The sequence below is a fragment of the Tessaracoccus defluvii genome (assembly GCF_014489575.1).
Lineage (GTDB): Bacteria > Actinomycetota > Actinomycetes > Propionibacteriales > Propionibacteriaceae > Arachnia > Arachnia defluvii.
Map to the genome: position 1 here is coordinate 2,416,454 of NZ_CP060789.1, position 21,508 is coordinate 2,437,961.

The following is a 21,508-nucleotide window of genomic DNA, read 5'->3' on the forward strand; positions in this document are numbered from 1 at the left end:
TCAGCCCTCGAACTTGTACCCGAGGCCCCGGACCGTCACGAGTCGGGTCGGGGCCGCCGGATCGTCCTCGATCTTGGCCCGCAGCCGCTTGATGTGCACGTCGAGGGTTTTGGTGTCGCCCACGTAGTCGCTCCCCCACACCCGGTCGATGAGCTGTCCGCGCGTCATGACCCGGCCCGCGTTGCGCAGCAGCACCTCGAGGAGCTCGAACTCCCGCAGCGCCAGCCGCACCTCGCGCCCGTCGACGACCACCTCGTGGCGCTCCACGTCGATCCGGACCCCGGCCGCCTCGACGATGTCGGGCACCAGCACCTGGTCCTGGCCACGTCGCAGCACCGCCCTGATCCTGGCGACCAGTTCCCGATGGCTGAACGGCTTCGTGACGTAGTCGTCGGCGCCGAGCTCGAGCCCGACGACCTTGTCCACCTCGGAGTCCCTCGCGGTGACCATGACGATGCCGACGTTGCCCCTGCTCCGCAGCTGCCGACACACCTCGAAGCCGGGCATCCCCGGCATCATCAGGTCGAGCAGCACCAGGTCGACCCCCGACCTGTCGTACGTCGCCAGCCCGGTCTCGCCGTCCTCCGCGGTCAACACCTCGAAGCCCTCCTTGCGGAGCATGAAGGCCGTCGCGTCGCGGTACGACTCCTCGTCCTCGATGATCAGGATGCGGGTCACGGGGTGTCCTCCTCAGGTTCGACGGGGCCCAGGTAGGCGGGAAGGCGCAGGGTGAAGGTGGAGCCCTGGCCGGGGCGGGACCAGACGCGGATCGACCCGCCGTGCGTGACGGCGATGTGCCGCACGATCGACAGGCCGAGGCCGGTGCCGCCCGACTCCCGTGAGCGGCCGTAGTCGACGCGGTAGAAGCGTTCGAAGATGCGTTCCTGTTCCTCGGGCCGGATGCCGATGCCGTTGTCCGACACCTTGACGTCGACGAAGTCATCGCCGTCCTGCGCCACGGCCTGGACGCTGATGGTCACCCTGGCGCGCTCGTTGGAGTAGTTGATGGCGTTCTGCACGAGGTTGGTGATGGCGTCGGCGAGCTGCCAGCGGTCGCCCATGACGCGGACGACGTCGGTGTGCGCCACGATGAGTCCGACGCCACGCTGCGTGGCCCGCTCCTGCGAACGGGAGACCGCCTCCGCGACGACCTCGCCGACGTCGACCAGTTCCCGCGACAGCATGGGATCCTCCGACTGCAGCCGCGACAGGTCGATGATCTGGTTGATGAGCTCCGCCAACCGCGCCGTCTCCCGCTGGAGCCGCCCCGAGAAGAGGTCGACCGCCTCGGGATCGTCGCGGGCCGCGGCCAACGCCTCGGACAGCACGCTGATGGCGCCGATGGGGGTCTTCAGTTCGTGGGAGATGTTGGCGACGAAGTCGCGGCGCACCGCCTCGACGCGGCGCTCCCCCGACTCGTCGACGCCGAGGACCAGCACCCGGTCGTTCCCGAGGGGCCGCACGTGCGCCGCCACCTCCAGCCGTTCCGTCCCCGGCTGGGCCTCCCTGACGATGGTGCCGTCGAATGGCCGCCCAGACGCCCGCACCTCACGCACCGTGACAAGGAGCTCGGGGAAACCGACCCGGCTGCCGCGGGCGAGGCTCAGCGCCTCGCCAGCCTCGTTCACCACGACGATCTCGTCGTGCGGGCCGACCAGCAGAGCGCCCTCCCGCAGCGTCAGGAGGATCGCCCGCACCTCGTCGGCGACCAGAGCCGCCGCCTGCTGGGCCTCGAGCCTGCGCCAGTTCTCCCGACCGCGGACGATCAGGTAGGCGAACAGGCAGACGAGGACTGCCAGGCCGGCCCCGATGAGGCCGGCGAGTGCGGGGTGCATGCCGCCATCCTATGGGGCTCCCTGCGGCCCCCCGCCACCCGGCGACAGCGCCGAGGCAAGACTTCATACCCCGTTCACCGTCGGTTCACCCCCAGGCCACGGTCCGGTCCCACGGTGCGCCTAGCCTCGGGCCGTCCGGCCCACCGCTAGACTCGACACGACCCCTGGATCAAGGAGCAACGATGCGCACCAGCTACCACGAGGAGCTGAACTCAGTCCTCGACCGGCTCGTCCACATGGCCCAGCTGGCCGAGACGGCCGTCAGCGAGGCCTCCGTTGCGCTGCTCACTGCCGACCTCGGCCGCGCCGAGGCCGTCATCACCGACGACGCAGAGCTGGACCGGATCCACGAGGAGATGGAGTACAAGTGCCTCTCGATCCTGGCGCTGCAGGCGCCGGTCGCCGGGGAACTGCGCACCATCGTGTCCGCCATCCGCGTCGTGTTCGAACTGGCCCGCATGGGTGACCTGGCCGCCCACATCGCGAAGATCGCGCGGCTCCGCTACCCGGCGCACGCCGTCCCGGCCCAGTTCGAGGCCAGCTTCAAGGAGATGGCGGAGATCGCCATCGAGATCATCGACGTGGCGCGGGTGTCACTCCAGGACCGCGACGCGCACGGCGCGCACCGGCTCGTCGACATTGATGCCAGGATGGACACCCTGCGCCGGGAGCAGTTCGAGTCCATCCTCGCCGACGGCGCTGACGTGACCATCGAGGGCGCCGTCGATGTGGCGCTGCTCGGCCGCTATTTCGAGAGATTCGCCGACCACGCCGTGGCCGTCGGGCGTCGCGTGATCTACATCATCACCGGCGAGGTGCCCGAGGGCGAGGACTGGCCCAACGCCTGATGAGAGGTTCTCCGTGCACACGGGTCTGAGATTCCGCGGCGCTGTCGCCGCCCTCGCCGCGACAGCCCTGCTGGGCGGCTGCGCCCCGGCGGGCCTCGACCCACAAGTCACGGCCCATCCGGAGATCCCCACGAGCGCCACCCCGACCCCGCAGGGGCCGGGTTCCCTCTCCCCGATGCCCACCGACACGCCGTCTCCGTCACCACCACCGCACGTCTCCCCCTCCCCCTCCCCCTCCGGCAGCACCCCGGCGCCCGACCCCGGCGGGTCCGAGACACCCCCCGACGGCCAGGGGCTCGTCCCGGGCAGCAACCACATCGCGTCGGCGGCCGGCTACGTCCATCCCGCCGCCACCGTGCAGGGCTGGCTGAAGGGCGAGAGCCTCCCGACGGAGAAGGTCGTCTTCCTCACCTTCGACGATGGTCCGAACCCGGTCACCACGCCCATCATCCTGGCGGCGCTCCGGGACGCGGACGTCCACGCCACCTTCTTCGTGCTAGGCAACCAGCTGGCCCAGGCGCCCGACGTGCTGCTGCGCACCCTCGAGGAGGGCAACTCGATCAACCTGCACAGCTGGTCGCACGACTACGGCTACCTGTACCCCAAGCGCCACGCCAACGCTGACCGGATCGAGGACGAGTACCTGCGCACGGTCGCGGAGGTCCGCCGCATCGTCGGAGACGACTTCGACACCCAGGGCTGGCGCTACCCCGGGGGGCACATGTCCTGGAAGTCGCTGGGCGATGCCGACGCCCGGCTGGCCGCCCACGGTGTCTCCTGGATCGACTGGAATGCGGACACGCGCGACAGCGCCCCGAAGGCGTCGCGGCCCACCACCGTCGACCAGATCGTCGCCAACGCCACCGAACCGATCCGCCAGGGCATGCGTGTCGCCGTCGTCCTGGGCCACGACACCAGGGAGAAGAAGCTGACGGCGGACTCGGTGTCCAGCATCATCGCCGCCTACAAGGCGGCCGGCTACACCTTCGGCGTCATCAGCTAGGCCGGTGGGCGGATCACCCTTCCTGGCTTGTAGGGTTCTGCCATGACCGGAAAGTTGATCCTGCTCCGCCATGGCGAGAGCGAATGGAATGCCAAGAACCTGTTCACCGGCTGGGTGGACGTCGATATCAACGAGAAGGGCGTCGCCGAGGGCAAGAAGGCCGCCGAGCTGCTGAAGGCCGAGGGGCTGCTCCCCGACGTGCTGCACACCTCGCTGCTGCGCCGCGCCATCCACACGGCGTACCTGGCGTTGGACGGCTGTGACCGCCACTGGATCCCGGTGCGCCGCCACTGGCGCCTGAACGAGCGCCACTACGGCGCGCTGCAAGGCAAGGACAAGGCCCAGACGCTCGAGCAGTACGGCGAGGAGCAGTTCATGCTGTGGCGCCGCAGCTACGACACCCCGCCGCCCGTCATCGACATCGACGACGAATTCAGCCAGCACAACGATCCCCGCTACGCGGACATCCCGGAGGATGAGCGTCCCCGCACTGAGTGCCTCAAGGACGTCGTCGCCCGCCTGCTCCCCTACTGGGAGGCGCACATCGTCCCCGACCTGGCCGAGGGCAAGACCGTCCTGGTGACAGCGCACGGCAACTCGTTGCGCGCCCTGGTCAAGCACCTCGACAACATCTCGGACGAGGCCATCTCCGGTCTCAACATCCCCACGGGCATCCCGCTGCTCTACGAACTGGACGACGCCTTCGCCCCCATCACCCCCGGCGGCCGCTACCTCGACCCGGAGGCCGCCGCGGCCTCGATCGAAGCGGTCAAGAACCAAGGCAAGAAGTAGTACGGAGCAGGACATGCCCACAGCAGTAGTCACCGGAGCCAGCTCGGGGATCGGGGCCGCGACGGCCCGTCTCCTCGCCGACGCGGGCTTCCGCGTGATCTGCGCGGCCCGACGCCTCGACCGCCTCGGCGATCTCGCCGAGGCGGTCGACGGCCTGGCCGTCGCCTGTGACGTGGGCGACCCCGGCGACGTCGCCGCGCTGGCCGCAGCGGCTGGCGAGCGCGTCGACGTCCTCGTCAACTGCGCCGGCGGCGCGATCGGGCTGGAGCCCGTCGCCGAGGCCGACTTCGATGCCTGGGAAACGATGCTGATGTCGAACCTGCTGGGCAGCGCACGCGTCACGAAGGCCCTCCTCCCGGCGCTGGAGGCCGCGGAGGGCATCGTCGTGTTCGTCACGTCGACCGCCGCCGACGGCGGCTACGAGGGCGGCGCAGGCTACTGCGCGGCCAAGGCGGGCGAGCGCGCCGTCGTCGAGTCGCTGCGGCTCGAGCTCTTCGACCGGCCCGTCCGCATCACGGAGATCGCCCCCGGCATGGTCCGCACCGACGAGTTCTCCCTCACCCGCTTCGGCGGCGACGCCGAGCGGGCGGAGAAGGTCTACGCCGGGGTGCCTGAGCCGCTGACGGCTGAGGACGTCGCCGACGCCATCTGCTGGATGGCCACCCGCCCCCGCCACGTAAACATCGACCGGATGACGATCCGGCCGCGCGCCCAGGCGTCGCAGACCAAGGTGCACCGCGTCTAGTCGGCCCGGTCCTCGGAGGACCGCTCGTCGGCGGGAGGCTCCTCGGTGAGCGTCTCGTCCGCGGGCCTGTTCTCCGGGCCACGGAGCGTCAGCCGCCGCAGCCAGCCGGCCTCGCGGCGGGGCAGGCCGTCGCCCGATTCCGGGTCGGTCAGTTCCTCCACCACCTCCGCCGTCCGGCGCCGTAGCAGCGCCCGGAACACGGCGCCCGACCGTTCGCTCTGATGGGCGATCGTGTGCCCGTCGTCGGTGACCCACTCGATGTCGGCCGCCGTCCTGTCCCCCGTGCGGAGGTCCACCAGCTCCCCGAGGTAGCGGAGGACGACCGCGACGGAAGCGGCGACCGGGACCGCCAGGAACGCCCCGATGATCCCGGCCCAGGTGCCGCCCAGCAGCACGGCCAACAGCACGATGGCGGGGTGCAGCTTCATCACACGCGACTGCAGCAGCGGCTGCAGCAGGTTGCCCTCCAGCTGCTGGACCAGCACCACGAGCCCGAGCGCCAGCAGCGCCGTCGTGAAGCCGTTGGTCACCAGGGCGACGAGGACTGCAAGGGCCCCGGCCGTGACGGCACCGACCATGGGGATGAACCCGGCCATGAACGTCAGGATCGCGATCGGCATCGCCAGGGGGACGCCGAGGATCACGAGCCCCAACCCGATGAAGAAGGCGTCGGCGAGGCTCACGATGGCCTGCGTCCGGATGTAACCGGACAGCGTCAGCCACAGCCTGGTGAGCAGCTCCGAGGCGTGGAAGCCGGCGCGGCGACCGACGATCCGCCGGGTGAACCCGACGAACCGGGTGCCGTCCTTCAGGAAGAAGAAGGTCAGGACGAGGGTCAACAGGAGCGTGACGATGCCGTTGCCGAGGCTGCCGCCCAGGCTGAGCGCCTGCGTGACCAGTTCGCCGGAGTGTTCCTGGACGTAGGCGATGGCCTGGTTGATCCAGTTGTTGAGCTCCTCGTCACGGATGTTGAGCGGCGGCCCGGCCGCCCACAGCTGCAGCTTCCGGACGCCGCTGATCGCCTGGAGCCACAGTGTCGGCCACTGGGCCGCCACGGCGGGCGCGACGATCGAGAACAGGCCCACGACGCCGCCGATGCCTGCGAGCAGCCCGATGGCCGCCCCCACCCCTGCGGGATGCCGACCCGACGCATGGCGGCGACGGCGGGCCACAGCACCGAGGCGAAGAGCAGGGCGAGCAGCACCGGCAGGATCGCGTCCCAGAACCGCAGCGCCACCCAGCCCACCACCAGGACCGCGCCGGCGACCAGCAGCAGCCTCCCGCTCCAGGCGGCGAGCCACCGGGCTCCGCCGCCGATGACGTCGGCCCTGTCGACAGGCTCGTCGGGGTCGGGCGCGGGAAGAGCCTCCAGCGTCGCCTCGTCGAAGTGGCTCAGCTCTGCTTCGTCCCCGGGCCCTGGTCCGGGTGAGCGTTGGCGTCGTCGGTCACTGCTTCTCCTGTCGCTTGCCCCTCCAGGGTAGCGGGACGAACCTCGGCCCCTGGGTGGATGTGGGGTCAACCGTGGTCCCGTTACGATGCCAGGAGTCGTCCCCAGGAGAGTCCGAGAGATGTTGCCGCGCCGCGCCATGCTGATGCTGGGCGCTGCCGCCGCCCTCTCCGGCTGCGGGGGCCCCTGGCTGCCCACCGAGGACGCGGCCGGCACCAGGACACCGCTCGACGGCTGCGCCCCGACAACCGGCGGCGGCCGGGTGCTCTGCGGCGATCCGGACTCGGCCTGGCCCTCCTCGTATGTCTTCCACGGCCGGATCGCGGTCGCCCAGGACGGCCGCGTCGCCGCGGGCCACTCGGGCCGTGTCGCCGTCTGGGACCCGGCCGGGAGGCTGCTGTCGGTCGGGGGCGCCGTCGACGGGTACGGCGGCCTCGCCTGGGCCGGGGACTGGCTCGCCGCCGCACGCTGCGACGGCTCCGTCGACCTGATCGACCCCGGCTGCGGGCTCAGCACACTCACCCTCACTCCCGGCCGCGCCTTCTCGCCCGGCCTTGCCGGATCGCAGGAGGGACGCGTCTACGCCAGCACGTTGGACGTCGTCAGCTGCTGGGACGCCGCGACGGGCGAGCACCTCGTCTCGCGGCAGTTGCAGGAGGCCCTGGTGTGGGGCTGCGTCCCTGCCGGCCTGCTGATCTCCCAGGACTGGAGCCCCCTCCTACTGGACCCGGTGACGCTGGAGACAGTGTGGACGGCCGCCCCCAGCGACGAGACCGGGTCCGAGAGGCGTCACGCCTGGGCCGCCTCCGCCGATGCCAGCGCCCTCGTGGGCGTGAGCCACGGCGCGGTCCCCCTGCTCCGGATCGACGGCGTCGCCCGGGAGGCCGGCGCTCTGGGCTCGGACGGCGCCGTGCCGGCCGTGTCGGCCGACGGCGGCACATTCTCCTGGGTCAGCGTCAACGACGGCGTCTGGCTCGCTGACCGCACGGGTGGCACGGTCCCGCTGCCGCGGCCCACATCCGAGGCCGGCGGCATCCCACCACGGAAGTTCGCCTCGCTGGCCTTCTCCCCGGACGGCGGCACCCTGTACGCCCTCGGTTTCACGGGCGTCGCCCGCTGGGACGTCCGCACACACGAGTACCTCGGCGCACTCGAGAGCCCACCGTCTGCCTGAGCATCTGAGGACGACAACGGCGGCGCCCCGATCGGGGCGCCGCCGTTGCTGTCTTCAGGCCGGTCGGCCGGTCAGAGCTCGATCAGAGCCTGCCCGCCCTGCACGGCGTCGCCGGGGCCACGAGGACCCCGGAGACGGTACCCGCGGACGGGGCCTTGATCTCGGTCTCCATCTTCATGGCCTCCAGGACCAGCAGGACCTGGTCGGCTGCGATCTCGTCGCCCTCCTTGACGAGGATGCGTGCGACGGACCCGGCCAGCGGCGCCAGGACGGCGTTCGAGCTGGTCGCGGTCATCGAGGCCTTGGTCGGGATGGGGTTCGACCCACCGTTGACGCCGATGACGATCGGGCCGAGCGTCTGACGCTCGGGCTCCTCCACCTCGACGTCGATCTCGTACTCCGTCTGGTTGACGGTCACCTTGAGCTTCATAGGATTCTTCCTTTGTCAGACGCGATTCAGCGGACGTGTGGCACGGACCGGTTGTGGAGCCGTTCGCGCGTGGCGGCGGCCCAGCGGCTCTGGGTGCCGTAGCGGATGGCCTTGACCTTCGCCTTGTGGCCGAAGTAGGCGGCCACGGCGGCACCGATCGCGATCAGGTCCTCCTCCGGGATCTCCTGAGCGTTCTCGAGTTCCGCGACGCGGGCCTCCAGCGCGGTGACCTTGGCGGCCAGGGCCTCGAGGGCCCCCGCAGGTCGTTCACGTTGTCTTCCATCATGATTCCGATCAGGCCGGGCCGAGGCCGTGCTTCTTGGCGGGACGCAGCTCGCGCTTGCCTGCCAGGAGCTCCAGGGCCATCGCGATCTCGCGGCGGGTGTCCGCGGGATCGATGATGTCGTCGACGAGGCCGCGGCTGGCTGCCATGTACGGCGTCGAGAAGGTCTCGCGGTACTCCTCGACCAGTTCGGCGCGCTTGGCCGCCTTGTCGTCGGCCGCCTCGATCTCCTTGCGGAAGACGACGTTGGCCGCGCCTTCGGCGCCCATGACGGCGATCTCGGCCGTGGGCCACGCGAACACCTTGTCCGCGCCGAGGTCCTTCGAGCACATCGCCAGGTAGGCGCCGCCGTAGGCCTTGCGCAGGACCACGGTGATCTTCGGGACCGTCGCGGCGGAGTAAGCGTAGAGCATCTTCGCGCCGTGGCGGATGATCCCGTTGTGCTCCTGGGTCACGCCGGGCAGGAAGCCGGGGACGTCGACCAGGTTCACGACCGGGATGTTGAAGGCATTGCAGAACCGGACGAACTTCGACGCCTTGTCGGAGGAGTCGATGTCGAGGACACCCGACATGACGCTCGGCTGGTTGGCGATGATGCCGACGGTCCGACCGACGATGCGGCCAAATCCGACGACGATGTTCTGCGCCCAGCCGGCCTGTACCTCGAGGAAGTCGGTGTGGTCGACGATCTCGCGGATGACGTCGCGGATGTCGTAGCCCTTGTTGGACTCGACGGGAAGGATGTCGCGCAGCTTCTCGTTGGGTTCCACGACGTAGTCGGGATCGACGATCGGGGCGTCCTCGGTGTTGTTCTGCGGTAGGAAGCTGAGGAGCTTCTTGGCGATCAGGAGCGCCTGCTCGTCGTCATCGGCCACGAAGTGGACGACGCCGGAACGACCCATGTGAGCGTCGGCGCCACCGAGCTCGTCCTGGGTGACCTCCTCGCCGGTGACCTGCTTGATCACGCCCGGGCCCGTGATGAACATGTGGGCCTTGCGGGTCTGGATGATGAAGTCGGTCAGGGCGGGCGAGTAGGCCGCGCCACCGGCGCAGGGGCCGGCGATGATCGAGATCTGCGGCACCGCGCCGGACAGCAGGACGTTCGCGTAGAACACCTTGCCGTAGCCGGACAGGGAGTCGATGCCCTCCTGGACGCGGGCGCCGCCCGAGTCGTTGATGAAGACGAACGGCGTGCCGGTCATCAGCGAGGCCTTCAGCGCCTCCGTGACCTTGATGGAGTGCGCCTCGCCCGCGGAGCCACCCATGACGGTGAAGTCCTGCGAGGCGATGTGCACCGGGCGGCCCAGGACCGACGCGGAGCCGGTGACGACGCCGTCGGCGGGCATGTCCGCCTTGTCCATGCCGAACGTGGTGGTGCGGTTGCGACGGAAGGCGCCGGTCTCCTGGAAGGAGCCTTCGTCGATCAGGCCCTCGATGCGCTCGCGGGCGGTCATCTTGCCCTTGGCGCGCTGCTTGTCGAGCTTGTCGAGGCCGCCGCCGGCCTCCACGGTGGCGCGACGCTCGACGAGCTGCTCCAGTCGTTCGGACATCGTGTGCTGCTTAGCCATTGATTTCTCCTCAGGCCGGTTCGACCGCGACGCTGTGCGAGCGGCCTGCGATGGTGACGTTGTACTGGACGGGGCCGGTGATCCCGGTCTGGTTGCCGGCGGCCTTCGCCTGCTCCGCCGCGAGCTGCGCGGGGGTCTTGGCGACGCTCTTCGGGCCCTCGGCACGGGCCGCGAAGAACTTCGGAGCGACGCCCGGGAACATGGCGTTCGTCAGGACGTCCTCCTCCGAGCCGTCGTAGCCGTCGAGGGTGGAGGCGGTGGTGACCAGCCCGTCCCATTCCGGCTTGAGCAGGTCGGCGGGGCGGACCTCGATGGGCTCCTTCTTCGCCTGCGCCTTGGCCAGCTCGACGACCTCCGGGTTACGTTCGCCGAGGCATTCGCCGTAGTAGCCGAGCATGAGGTCGGCGAACTCGCCGGTCATCACCTTGTAGCGGCCCATCAGGACGTTGAACACGGCCTGGGTGCCGACGATCTGCGACGACGGCGTGACCAGCGGCGGGTGGCCGGCGTCGGCCTTGACCTTGGGCACCTCCGCCATGACCTCGCGGATGCGGTCACCCGCGCCCTGGGCCTTGAGCTGCGACTCCATGTTGGAGAGCATGCCGCCGGGGATCTGCGACGAGAAGATGTCCGTGTCGACGAGGGTGGCCGACTCGAACTCCTTGTACTTCGGCCGGACCTCAGCGAAGTGGTCGCGGATGCGCAGCAGGCGTTCCATGTCCAGGCCGGTCTCGTATCCGGTGCCCTCGAGCATGGCGACGAGGGACTCGGTGGGATTGTGGCCGGGGCCGAGCGACATCGACGAGATGGCGGTGTCGACCACGTCGGCGCCGGCCTCGATGGCCTTCATCAGCGACACGAGTGTCACGCCGGTGGTGGAGTGGCAGTGGACGTTGATCTGGATGTCGCCGTAGGTGTCCTTGATGCCCTTGACGATGTCGTAGGCGGGCTGCGGCTGCAGCAGGGCCGCCATGTCCTTGAGCGCCAGCGACTCGGCGCCCATGTCGATGAGCTGGCCGGCGAGCTTGATGTAGCCGTCGACGGTGTGGACCGGGGAGACGGTGTAGCAGATGGTGCCCTGCGCATGCTTGCCCACGGCCTTGACCGCGGCCATGGCGCGGGCCATGTTGCGGGGATCGTTGAGGGCGTCGAAGACGCGGTAGACGTCCATGCCGTTCTCGGCTGACTTCTCCACGAACTTCTCGACGACCATGTCTTCGTAGTGGCGGTAACCCAGCAGGTTCTGGCCGCGCAGCAGCATCTGCAGGCGGGAGTTGGGGAGCAGCTCGCGGAACGTGCGCAGCCGCTTCCAGGGATCTTCGTTCAGGAACCGGATGCAGGCGTCAAACGTCGCCCCGCCCCAGCACTCCACCGACCAGTACCCTGCCTGGTCGATATCCTCGCACGCTCCGACCATGTCCTCCATGGCCATACGGGTCGCCATGAGGCTCTGATGCGCGTCCCGGAGCACGAGCTCGGTGACGCCAATCTTCCGTTTCGTCATGGACCAATCCAAGCATGCCGGGTCGCGCACCTGACGAGCACCCCCGATCAATTGGTCAGACCTGTCCCGGTAGCATGGGTCTCGATTCTCCCGCCGCCGCGCCGCGGGCGGGCACCCCCGAAAATGATCGGGGCGGGGCCTCCCTGTGGGAGACCCCGCCGGAGTCTGTGCTAGGTGACGGACATCGCTGTTCGTCTCGCCGGTTATCTTCGTCTGTTGACTCTCGATCTGGTCGGCTGCAGCCCTGCCGCGCCTTACGCGGTCACGCTCGCCGCTCTGTCGAACTGTCCGGTGACTACTGCCTCGTCAACGTCTTTCCTGGCCTGATCTGCGATTCTTCATCGTGGCCTAAGCCCATACTTTGCCTCCTAGGGGTCGGCTGCATGACACCTTCACCATACGCCGGGATTCGGAGATCCGGGAGGGTTTCGGGTGAAGTTCGTCCTACCGTGGGGACATGAACGACATCGCAGCACGTCACAGCGAACTCGCGGCCGACTTCGCGAGGGTCGCCGACGCCGTCACCGACTGGGATGCGCCGACGCCTGTGCCCGAGTGGCGCGCCCGCGACATCGTCGGGCACCTCACCGCCTGGCTGCCGGGCATGCTGTCGGGCATGGGCGTCGTGCTGGCCACCGTGGAGGTCGCCGACGATCCCGCCGCGGCCTGGCGGGAACACAGCGCCAACGTCGCGGGACTGCTGGACGGCGAGCAGCTGGCCAGGGTCGTGCAGACGTGGCAGGGCGACAGCACCCTGGGCGAGGTGCTGGCCACCTTCTACCTGCCGGACGTGTTCCTGCACCGTTGGGATCTGGCGAGGGCCTCCGGTCAGGACGCCGGCTGGCCCGACGCCGAGGCGGCCGCGATGGCGGCGGGCATGGCGTCGGCGGTCGAGATGCTGGCGGCTTCGGGCCAGTACGGACGGCCGGTCGTGCTGGACGACACCCACACCGGAGAGGAGCGGCTCGCGGCCGTCATCGGGCGCGATCCCCACTGGGCGCCGCCGACCGCCTGAACCAGACCCGCCGTCGGGATCAGGCCCAGGCGCCGCCCCGGGTCACGACCCTGGCGGGCACGACGATGCGCCGCGCCGGGGAGTCGTCGCCGTCGAGCCGGGCGAAGAGCCGCTCGGCCGCGATCCGGCCCAGTTCGGCAGGGTCCTGCGCGACGAGAGTCACCGGCAGCGGCAGCAGGCGCGAGTACTCGGGGTCATCGAAGCCGATCAGGTCGACGCGCCGGTCGAGACGTCCGAGGACGGACAGGACACCGAGAGTCACCCGGTTGTTCGTGGTCAGCACCGCCGTCGGCGGATCGTCCGAGGTCAGGATCCTCATGGCCCCGCCGGACGCCCCGTCCGGCTCGTCCGCGTCTCTGACGACGAGCGCGGGGTCGAGGTCGATGCCGACCGCGGCCAAGCCCTCACGGATGCCGGCGAACCGTTCGCGGTGTGTGTAGACGCGTTCGCTGCCGAGGACGACCCCGACCCGGCGATGCCCGCGCCCGGCCAGCTGCCCGGCCATGGCACGGCCCAGCGCCCGGTTGTCGACGAGGACCGTGTCCGCCCCGATGCCGGCGGCGGGCCGGTCGATACACACGACCTTCAGCCCCCGGGCCACCTCGGGGGCAAGGTGGGCGACCGACTCGGCGGCGGGGACGACGATGAGGCCGCGCACCTGGTGGGTGCACAGGTCGTGGGCCAACTGCTCCTCCACGGCCGGGTCCTCGCCGGAGCCGGTCATGAGCACGCCGAAGCCCCGGGCGCGGGCGACCGCGTCGACCGCGCTGGCCACCGCACCGTAGAACGGGTCGGAGAGCATGGTGGCGATCAGCCCGATCAGGCGGGTGCCCGATCCGGCCTTCAGGCCGGCCGCGACCAGGTTGTGCCGGTAGCCGAGGTCCGCGATGGCCGCGTCGACGCGGGCCGCCAGCACCTGGTCCACCGTCTCCACCCCGTTGACGACGCGCGAGACCGTCTTCAGGCTCACTCCCGCCACCTTCGCGACGTCGGTCATCGTCGGCCGCCTGGCCCCTGTCATGCCCACGCCCCTCAGAAGGTCGGATCCGCGAGATGGACGCCGTCGACCAGCCGCACGAGTTCGTCGACGGACAGGCCGCGCCCCAGTGACTCGATGGCGCGGTCGATGAGCGGCCGGCCGGGGTCGGCGGTCCCCAGCGCCGCATCGAGGTGGCGGGCGACCCGCGCGGCGTCCCAGCCGTCCTCCCGGACGAGCCTGGCCGCTCCGAGGGCGACGGCGACCGCCAGGTAGGTGGGACGGTTCCCGGCCTCCCTGCAGGCGCGATACGCGCCGAGCATCCGGTCGTCCGGCTGCATCTTGCGCAGCGGGTCCCGCCCGACACGCTCGGTGGTGTCGGCCAGCCCCGCGTTGCCGAAGCGGGCGAGCAGGTCGTCGACGTGCGCCGCGAGCGGCCCAGCCGGCACCCGGTAGCCGGTGGAGAGGGCCTCGGTCGCCTGGATCATCGCCCCCCGCACGAGGTAGCGCAGCTCGACATCGGCGACCGCCTGCCAGATGAACGCGTGGCCGCGGCGCTCCCCCAGGTAGGCGAGCATGCAGTGGCCCATGTTGTGGACGAAGAGTTTGCGGTCGTCGTACATGGCGAAGTCGCCGGTGATCGGCACCAGACCCGGCACCTCTGGACGTGGGCCGGTGAACGCACGGGCCTCGTAGGGGAGGAAGGCGTAGGGCTCGACCCGCACATCGGTCGGCTCCGCCAGCCCTGGCACCGGAACCGGCACCATGCGACCGATCGCGGTGTGGGCCGCCCCCAGCGCCACTGCGGGTCCCGCCAGCGCCGCCGTCGCATGGCGGGTCAGGACGGCGGGAGCGTCCGGCAGGTTTTCGCACACCAGCACGTCGAGCGGCCCCGCTCCGGCGCGGGCCCGTGCCTCGAGACCGCGTGCCAGCGCGATGGCGACCTGCGGGAGGTTCGCGGCGCCGACGGCGACCGCGGCCAGGTCGGCCCCGGCGAGCGCCTCCGCCACGGCCCCGCCGTCGGCGAAGGCCAGCGCGCCCACCTGGTCGATGGGAACGGGCCGCTCGCCGTCGTGGGAGACCTCGACGACCCGGTAGCCACCGTCGGCGTTGAGGCGGTCGACGAGCGCGGTGTCCACGTCGATGAAGGTGATGCGCCAGCCCGCAGCGCCGAACAGCGCGCCGACGAAGCCGCGGCCGATGGCGCCGGCGCCGAAGATCACGATGCTGGTCATGCGTAGGTCTCCGCGCGCAGGGGACGGCCGCCGATGGCGCGGGAGGCGACCTCTGCGGCCCGGGTGGCGGCGTCGATGCCGCCGAGGCCGTCGAGGGCGCCGAGCAGGAAGGCGACGTTGAAGACGTCGCCGGCCCCGTTGGCCGTGACGAAACGGTCGACCGGTGCGGCCGGGATCCACTGCCGGATCCCCGCCCAGGAGTCGGCGTCGCCGCCGACGGCGGTGCAGAATCGCTCGAGCCTGTCCTCCCCGGCGGTGGCGAGGTAGGCGCCGTCCTCCCCCAGCGAGAGCAGCACGATGCCGGCCCCTTCGCCGAGGAACCGTTCCGCCGCGGCCACCACAGCGTGCGGGCGGCGCCCGGAACCGCCGCAGCCCGCGCTGACGAGGTCGTCCCAGCTGGGGCAGAACACGTCGGTGAGCGGCAGCACGGCGCGGAAGTAGCCGCCCCAGTCGTAGTGGCGCAGCGGCGAGTTCTCCGCGCAGTAGGAGAGGTCGAGCGAGGTGGCCGATCCCTGCGCCGTGACCCGGGAGAAGAGGTCGACGGTGGGGGTGCCGCCGTCGCGGGTCATGGTGGGCACCAGGGTCGGGTAGCCGAAGTGCAGGATGGGGGCGCCCACCAGGTCGATGGTGCCGTCGAAGTCGTCGTTGGCGCCGGTGTGGTGCCAGAAGCTGCGGTCGCTGGCCGGGGGTTGGATGACCACCGAGTACGACGTGGCCGACGCGGCGGAGGTGCCGAGACGGACACCGCCGGGCAGCAGCGCCTCGAGCGTCTCCCGGCACACGCGCCCGAACGCGTCGTCGCCGACCATGCCGGTGAGCACCGCGCTCCTGCCGAGGCCGGCCACGGCCCGTGCCCCGTTGCCGACGGCGCCGCCGACCGTGATCCCCGGGGCCCCCACCTGGGACAGCGCGCCGGGCTCCATGGTCACGGGCCCCGTCATGCCGGGGGCGATGTCGAGGCACACGTGGCCGACCAGGTGGAGCTCCGGCGATGGCATCAGAGTCTCCCGACCGTGACGCGGTGCCGCATCACCACTTCCTGGCCCGGTTCGATGTGCACGGTCGTCGCCGCGCCCCGGGCGGCCAGCGGATTGGGGGCGGCGCTGACCGCCGCGCCGTAGTCGAAGGCGCCGGTGATCGGTTCAAGGCCGAGCGCCCTGTTGCGCCCGGACCAGGGCGCGGCGTCGCGGCCGTAGTTGCTGATCCAGAGCATGAGGTGGCGGGCGACCCGGTGGTCCCACGTCAGCGTGACGCGGTACCCCTCGTCGTGGTTGAGCAGCTCGACCCTGCCGTCCTCGACGTCGGCCACGAGCAAGAGGTCCTCGTTGGCGTTGGCCCACGGCAGTTCGGTCACGTCGGCTGCGCCGTCGATGGCGGGGCCGCGGCGGGGTCGTCGAAGACGCTGCCTGGCAGCACCCGCGCCAGCGGCTCCGACTGGACGGGAGGGCTGGCCAGGAAGGCGCCGGCGGGCAGCCGGAGGGTCGCGCCGTACGGCCGGTCGGGCAACCGGAAGGTCGGATGCACGCCGATGGGCAGGTCGACGGCGGAGCGGGCGAAGATCCGCCCCTCGAACTCGAGCCCGTCGTCGAGGCAGGTGACGATGCGGGTGACCCTCTCGATGGGGTCGTCCTCCGGGTAGGCCAGCGTCAACATGACCGATTCCTCCGTCAGCGCCGCCACCTCCCAGTCGGCGTTGGACGAGTGGCCGTGCGCGACCTCGCCCGGCTGCGGGCCCGGCGAGTTCCAGCCGTCCGGCAGATCCCCTGAAGGGGTGATGCCGAAGGGGACGCACAGGAAGTCGCCGCGGAGCTTGTCGAGCAGCGGATCCTCGGGAAAGCCGTCCCATGGCGCGGTGTAGAACGGGTCGACGATCCGGCCCCCCACCGCGAAGCTGCCGGTGGCCATCGCCCCCCGCAGCTGGACGCGACCCGTGCTCATGCCGCGCGAGATGGTGATCTCGGACATGGCTCAGGCCTCCGCGGCCCGGCTGCGGGCCCAGGCTGCGAGACCCAGCTCGAGCGGGGTGTGGGCGTAGAGCGTCGCCTGGAACGCGTGGTACAGGTCCGCCTTGCCCGGCCACGTGTGGGTGACGGGCCGGTTCTCGTCGTCGAGTTCGGGGAACCAGGATCCGGCCTCGTGATCGATGAAGTGCTCGTCGCAGTAGCGCCAGAGCTCGCGGTAGCGGGCCTCGAGGGCGGGATCACCCGTGCGGGCCCACAGGTAGCGCGCCGCGCCGATGCCCTCCGGCGGCTCCCAGAAGAAGCGTTCCCTGACCACAGGGGTTCCGTCCCAGTCGACGGTGTAGGCGAATCCCCCGCCGGGCAGCCAGGCATCGGCGAAGGCACCGGCGAACAGCCGTTCCGCGGCGGGCTGCATCCAGGCTTCCTCGGCTCCCTGGCCGATCAGCTGCATCAGCAGCTTGGCCCACTCGAGCCAGTGCCCGGGCTGTGAGCCGTAGGGCCGGAAGGGGTGCCGGGGCTCGTCGCGGTTGAAGTCGAGCAGGGGGTTCCAGTCGGAGTCGAAGTGCTCGGGGAGCCGCCAGGAGCCGGGCTCCTCGACGGCGGCGGGGCTGGCGATCCGGCGGGCGATGCGCACGGCACGCTCGAGGAGGACGGAATCGCCCGTGGCCTCGTAGGCGGCCAGGTACGCCTCGGTGAGGTGCATGTTGGCGTTCTGCCCCCGGTAGGGGTCGAGCTCGGTGAACGTCCTGTCGTAGGCCTCGACGCAGGCGCCGTCCTCCTCGCGCCAGAAGCGGCGGTCGATGACGTCGAGGGCCGCGCCGAGCAGTTCCTCGGCACCGGGGATGCCCGCTGTCTTCGCCGACGACGCGGCCAGCAGCACGTGGGCCTGGCCGTAGAGCTCCTTGCGGTCGCTGGGTTCGTCGCCGCCGACGATCGGGTACCAGCCGCCGTGCTCGTGGTCGCGGCCCGCTCCGTCGAGGTAGAAGTCCATGCCGTGCTGGGCCACCTCGAGCGCGCCGGGCCGGCCGAGGAGGTGGGCGATGGAGAAGCAGTGCAGCATCCGGGCCCCGAGCCAGAGCTGTGCCCCCTGCGCGGGAAGCTGGCGACCTCTGGCGTCGAGGTACGCGTATCCGCCGCTGGAGAGCCGGACCTCCGGCTGGTAGAAGTCGAGCAGTGCCTCACGCTGGGCATCCAGCCAGGAGAGGTGCTGCGCATCGCCGAACCAGTTGTCCGAACCGCCGAGGGAATCCATGGTTTCTCCTTGTGGGGCGGCTCCGGCGCCGGCCCTCCAGCGGCAGCCTAGCGGCTCCGACCGCGTGAGACAACGCTGTCTTTGTTTGCGAAACCCTGCCGCCGAAGAGATACGTGGGAACGGCCGACCTGCCGGGGAAAATACTTCGTCCGGATCGCCTCATACGCGACCCGGACGCCTCGATATGTGTACCTCACCGCGCGGGCAATCACTAAAACGACACGCCGCAGCTCATTGGCCGACCCCCTGTCAAATCCGACACGCCGAGGCGACAAGCGGTGATGCAGCAGTTCATCCGAATCGGTTGCGCCCTTCACCCGGGTGGGGTAGAAAAGGCCTACGACCCCCGCAAGGGGATCGGAGGATCACCTCATCAACGACCCAGGCCTGGTCACACAGGGCCCGCAGGCGGCGGGCGGACGTTATTGGAGGATGTGTCCTCGGCACACGAGGCGCCTCTCGTGGGTCACCCGATGGGCGCGAGGTGGCTCCCCTCCCGGCGGTTGATCCGCGGGGCTGTCGAGACGAGACAGTGGAGCGCACGACACCCATCAGACCGCAGGGGTCGTCCCCCGACGGTCAACCGGATGGGAAGGCCCTACTTTCTCTGGCCGGGCCGCAGTGCCACGGCACCACCCGGCAAGGTGGGCGAGGAATACCGGGACGCCATCCAGATCGACGGCCCGCCGTCGTCGGTCACCCCTGTGGGGGCCCGAGCAACTCATACTTGCTCGGGCCCTCCTCTTTTTCCTGCCGCTGGTGGCAGCCGGACCGGCGAGGGTCGACGGATGTACTTACCGCATACGTCACCCGGGTCGCCGCCTGCGCGGTGATCGTCGAGCACGACGAGCACGTGAGGGCGGTAGACACAGCGGTGGCGCACCGGGGACCCCCGATGCGCCACCGCCGCCGGCAGCCGGTGCGTAGGTCAGCTGCTCAGCATCACCTGCCCACCCGTGACCGGGATGGCCTGGCCGGTCTCGTACTCCTGCTCCACGATGTAGTAGATGGCCCGCATCACGTCCGAGCCGTAGGTGCCGCGCCGCAGCGGGACCTTCGCCTCGTAGAAGGCGCGCACCTCGTCGACGGTGGTCGCGCCGGGCACCTTCCCGGAGCGGAGGTACTGCACGAAGAGTCCGCGGTCGGGATCGGACCACAGGGGACCGTCGTAGAAGTTGCCGGGGCAGATGGCGTTGACCTTGATGCCGTGCTCGACGAGCTCCAGCGCGAAGCTCTGCACCAGGCCGATGCCGCCGAACTTCGAGCCGGCGTAGGCGCCGTTCTTGTTCGACCCGACCAGGCCCGACTTCGAGTTGATCTGGATGATGTCGGTCGTCCACGCCGGCGCGGTGCGGCGCTGCGCGGCCAGCAGGCCACCCAGGTGCTTGGCGATCAGGAAGAACGCCGTGTAGTTGATGTCGGTCGTCAGCTGGAACGCGGCAAGATCCTGCTCGAGCACGCTGCCCGCGCGGACGATGCCCGCGTTGGAGACGACGAGGTCGAGGCCGCCGGTCGTCGCCGCGATGGTCTCGGCCATCGCGCGGACCGACCCCTCGTCGGCCACGTTGACGGTGATCGGCGCCGTCTGCGGGCCGAGCTCCGCGGCCAGCGCAGCCGCGCCGTCGCCGTTGAGGTCGGCGATGTAGACGAACGCGCCCGACGACACCAGTCCGCGGACGATCTCGGCGCCGAAGCCCTGGGCGCCGCCCGTGACGACGGCGACCTTTCCCTCCACCACACGGGCGCGGGCCGCGGCGGCCGAGGCGGCCGCGTCCTTGCCGTGCGGAAGCGGTGTCGGCGCCCCGACGGTGCCGACGGCGAACCCGAAGGTCTCACCGCCGACGGTGACGAGGAGCTTCTCGGCAAGCTGCGCCACGGCCAGCGCCGCGGGAAGCTGGTCGAGGACCTCGACCTCGACCATGGCCATCGCCCAGTCCGCGCCGGGGGCCCGCAGACCCTCGACGGGGATGACGGCCAGCTCGGGCTCCGGCTCGTCGGCGCCGGGCAGCTGCCGCAGCACGACGGGAACGCCGAGTCGTTCGAGGTAGGCGCCGCGCACCAGCGGCGCGATGTCGACAACGTCCATCGGATCAGCCCTTCCGTAGTTCCGTGACGGCCTGGTCGACCGTCAGCTCGCCGTCGACGACGGCCTTGCCCAGCGCGCCGTAGCGGCCGACACGCTCGGTCAGCGGCAGCCCGGCCAGCGGGCCCTCGGGTGCGAACAGCCCCAGGGACAGGTCCACGTCGGAGACGAGCTCGTGGGCCACCATCGCCCAGGTCGCGTCGTTGAGGTGGGCCAGCTCGGGGCGCTGCAGCTCCGCGCAGTTGAACTGCTGGCGCGGCGTATTGATGTCGACGCCGGACACCTCGAGCAGCCCGTACTCGGCGGCGAGCGCCGCGATCCGGGCCATCTGCTCCGCCGTGTTGCGCGGCGGCATGTAGGTGATGGCGGGCATTCCGAGGCGGCGCAGCTCGCTGAACAGCTCCTCGAGGAAGTCGTCCTCGAACTTCTCCGCCTTCTTGTCGCCGGTCGGGGACGCGGTCACGTCGCCGAGGTAGGCGTAGCACGGGATCGCGCCCACGGACTTCGCGAAGGCGATGACCTCGGCCATCGACGGGCACTCGCCGCCGTCCTGCGTGCGGGCGGGGACGACGTAGATCTTCTCGAGGAACTCCGCCTTCATGACGCCGAGCAGGTCGAACGTCAGGTGCGGGTTGTCCACATCCGAGAGCTGCGCGCGCACCTTGTCGGCCAGGTTCAGGCCGAGCTCGGCGAGCCCGTCGACGAGCCCCTGGCCGCGGCCGAAGCGCGCGATGAGCTTGTCGGCCATGGCGGCCAGCAGGTGACGCTCGGTGACGGTGCCGCCGGAGCGGAACTGCGAGCGGCCGACGATGTCCCGCTCGAGGTCGATTGGCTCGGCGCCCAGCCCGGTCAGGATGGCGTTGGCGCGCTCCACCATCTCGCCCGTGCGACGCAGCCGCGCCTCACGGATCGGCGCCAGGTAGGCGGCGACGGCGTCGCGCTGGTGCGCCGGGATGCCCTGCACCGTCATGTAGGCGATGCCCTCGGTGTCGGGGTTGTTCAGCTTCCGGTCGTGCAGCGGGGCGTCGCCGGAGGCCACCTCCTCGGCGCTGTGGACGTAGACGCGGCACTCGAAGCCGGTGACGGCGCCCATCCCGAGCGCCGTGGCGGCCGCGGCCATCTCCCCTGCCCCGGCGGCCGAGTCGTGGTCGACGGAGCCGACGACCATGAGCCCGGCCTCACGGGCCCGCAGCGCGGCGGCGGCGGGCGTGTAGGGGCTGAAGCTGTAGATGGTGTGGACGTGGTTGTTGGACTCCGTCACGAACGCCGGGAACGAGGGCGAGCCCTGCAGGTACTCCTGCAGGGCCGCCAGACGTTCCGCGGGTGAGATCGACGGGTCGTTGATCTTCTCGCGCAT

At 70.7% G+C, this 21,508-nt stretch carries 19 protein-coding genes and 1 pseudogene; 6 read left to right on the top strand and 14 right to left on the bottom strand.

What is annotated here, in order from left to right; translation table 11 throughout:
• Entirely contained in the window at positions 1-678 is a 678-nt protein-coding gene (locus H9L22_RS11600; protein ID WP_187720061.1) for a response regulator transcription factor, read from the bottom strand.
• Positions 675-1,835, bottom strand: coding sequence for a sensor histidine kinase (locus H9L22_RS11605; protein ID WP_226965817.1), 1,161 nt, complete (start codon positions 1,833-1,835; stop codon positions 675-677). Before H9L22_RS11605 ends, H9L22_RS11600 begins: the two co-directional genes overlap by 4 nt.
• A gap of 182 nt (positions 1,836-2,017) precedes the next feature.
• Between H9L22_RS11605 and phoU the strand changes: the two genes are divergently transcribed.
• Genes phoU through H9L22_RS11625 form a run of 4 tightly spaced genes read left to right on the top strand, consistent with a single transcriptional unit; the run spans position 2,018 to position 5,223 of the window.
• Positions 2,018-2,683 carry a phosphate signaling complex protein PhoU gene (phoU, locus tag H9L22_RS11610; RefSeq protein ID WP_187720062.1) on the top strand — a complete coding sequence of 222 codons (666 nt, stop codon included), beginning with the start codon at positions 2,018-2,020 and terminating at the stop codon, positions 2,681-2,683.
• Positions 2,684-2,696: 13 nt separating this feature from the next.
• Positions 2,697-3,686 (top strand): polysaccharide deacetylase family protein, encoded by a 990-nt coding sequence (locus H9L22_RS11615; RefSeq protein WP_187720063.1) that lies wholly within the window; start codon positions 2,697-2,699, stop codon positions 3,684-3,686.
• A gap of 42 nt (positions 3,687-3,728) precedes the next feature.
• The gene (locus H9L22_RS11620) at positions 3,729-4,478 is read left to right on the top strand and encodes a phosphoglyceromutase (protein ID WP_187720064.1); all 750 of its coding nucleotides are present in this window, start codon (positions 3,729-3,731) and stop codon (positions 4,476-4,478) included.
• A 13-nt stretch (positions 4,479-4,491) separates the two neighbouring features.
• Positions 4,492-5,223, top strand: a complete 732-nt coding sequence (locus H9L22_RS11625) for an SDR family NAD(P)-dependent oxidoreductase (RefSeq protein WP_187720065.1) — start codon at positions 4,492-4,494, stop codon at positions 5,221-5,223.
• Here the strand turns inward: H9L22_RS11625 and H9L22_RS11630 are convergent.
• Positions 5,220-6,395 carry an AI-2E family transporter gene (locus H9L22_RS11630; RefSeq protein ID WP_187720066.1) on the bottom strand — a complete coding sequence of 392 codons (1,176 nt, stop codon included), beginning with the start codon at positions 6,393-6,395 and terminating at the stop codon, positions 5,220-5,222. The two genes, H9L22_RS11625 and H9L22_RS11630, sit on opposite strands and share 4 nt — an antisense overlap.
• 396 nt (positions 6,396-6,791) lie before the next feature.
• Between H9L22_RS11630 and H9L22_RS11635 the strand changes: the two genes are divergently transcribed.
• Complete coding sequence (locus H9L22_RS11635; protein WP_187720067.1) at positions 6,792-7,844, top strand: WD40 repeat domain-containing protein; 1,053 nt, start codon at positions 6,792-6,794, stop codon at positions 7,842-7,844.
• A 71-nt stretch (positions 7,845-7,915) separates the two neighbouring features.
• Here H9L22_RS11635 and H9L22_RS11640 read toward each other — a convergent pair.
• The 3 genes and pseudogenes from H9L22_RS11640 to H9L22_RS11650 all read right to left on the bottom strand — a co-directional run bounded on the left by H9L22_RS11640 (position 7,916) and on the right by H9L22_RS11650 (position 11,629).
• Positions 7,916-8,274: pseudogene (locus H9L22_RS11640) on the bottom strand (biotin/lipoyl-containing protein).
• A gap of 294 nt (positions 8,275-8,568) precedes the next feature.
• Positions 8,569-10,125 (bottom strand): acyl-CoA carboxylase subunit beta, encoded by a 1,557-nt coding sequence (locus tag H9L22_RS11645; protein ID WP_187720068.1) that lies wholly within the window; start codon positions 10,123-10,125, stop codon positions 8,569-8,571.
• A gap of 10 nt (positions 10,126-10,135) precedes the next feature.
• Entirely contained in the window at positions 10,136-11,629 is a 1,494-nt protein-coding gene (locus tag H9L22_RS11650; protein ID WP_187720069.1) for a methylmalonyl-CoA carboxytransferase subunit 5S, read from the bottom strand.
• A 457-nt stretch (positions 11,630-12,086) separates the two neighbouring features.
• Between H9L22_RS11650 and H9L22_RS11655 the strand changes: the two genes are divergently transcribed.
• Positions 12,087-12,644 (top strand): maleylpyruvate isomerase N-terminal domain-containing protein, encoded by a 558-nt coding sequence (locus H9L22_RS11655; protein ID WP_187720070.1) that lies wholly within the window; start codon positions 12,087-12,089, stop codon positions 12,642-12,644.
• Positions 12,645-12,663: 19 nt separating this feature from the next.
• On the opposite strand, the gene H9L22_RS11660 is transcribed toward H9L22_RS11655, so the two are convergent.
• The 8 genes from H9L22_RS11660 to H9L22_RS11695 form a co-directional block, all read right to left on the bottom strand.
• Positions 12,664-13,641: a LacI family DNA-binding transcriptional regulator gene (locus H9L22_RS11660; RefSeq protein ID WP_187720071.1), complete on the bottom strand. Its 978-nt coding sequence runs from the start codon at positions 13,639-13,641 to the stop codon at positions 12,664-12,666.
• Positions 13,642-13,676: 35 nt separating this feature from the next.
• Positions 13,677-14,855, bottom strand: coding sequence for a mannitol dehydrogenase family protein (locus H9L22_RS11665; protein ID WP_187720072.1), 1,179 nt, complete (start codon positions 14,853-14,855; stop codon positions 13,677-13,679).
• A complete protein-coding gene (locus H9L22_RS11670) occupies positions 14,852-15,853 on the bottom strand; it encodes a carbohydrate kinase family protein (RefSeq protein WP_187720073.1) in 1,002 nt (333 codons plus the stop codon). Before H9L22_RS11670 ends, H9L22_RS11665 begins: the two co-directional genes overlap by 4 nt.
• Entirely contained in the window at positions 15,853-16,209 is a 357-nt protein-coding gene (locus tag H9L22_RS11675) for a hypothetical protein (RefSeq protein ID WP_187720074.1), read from the bottom strand. Before H9L22_RS11675 ends, H9L22_RS11670 begins: the two co-directional genes overlap by 1 nt.
• Positions 16,206-16,820: an aldose epimerase family protein gene (locus tag H9L22_RS11680; protein WP_187720075.1), complete on the bottom strand. Its 615-nt coding sequence runs from the start codon at positions 16,818-16,820 to the stop codon at positions 16,206-16,208. Before H9L22_RS11680 ends, H9L22_RS11675 begins: the two co-directional genes overlap by 4 nt.
• A 3-nt stretch (positions 16,821-16,823) precedes the next feature.
• Positions 16,824-18,068 (bottom strand): AGE family epimerase/isomerase, encoded by a 1,245-nt coding sequence (locus H9L22_RS11685; protein ID WP_187720076.1) that lies wholly within the window; start codon positions 18,066-18,068, stop codon positions 16,824-16,826.
• 928 nt (positions 18,069-18,996) lie between these two features.
• The gene (locus tag H9L22_RS11690) at positions 18,997-20,154 is read right to left on the bottom strand and encodes an SDR family NAD(P)-dependent oxidoreductase (protein WP_187720077.1); all 1,158 of its coding nucleotides are present in this window, start codon (positions 20,152-20,154) and stop codon (positions 18,997-18,999) included.
• Between the two features lie 4 nt (positions 20,155-20,158).
• Positions 20,159-21,508, bottom strand: coding sequence for a PHP domain-containing protein (locus H9L22_RS11695; protein ID WP_187720078.1), 1,350 nt, complete (start codon positions 21,506-21,508; stop codon positions 20,159-20,161).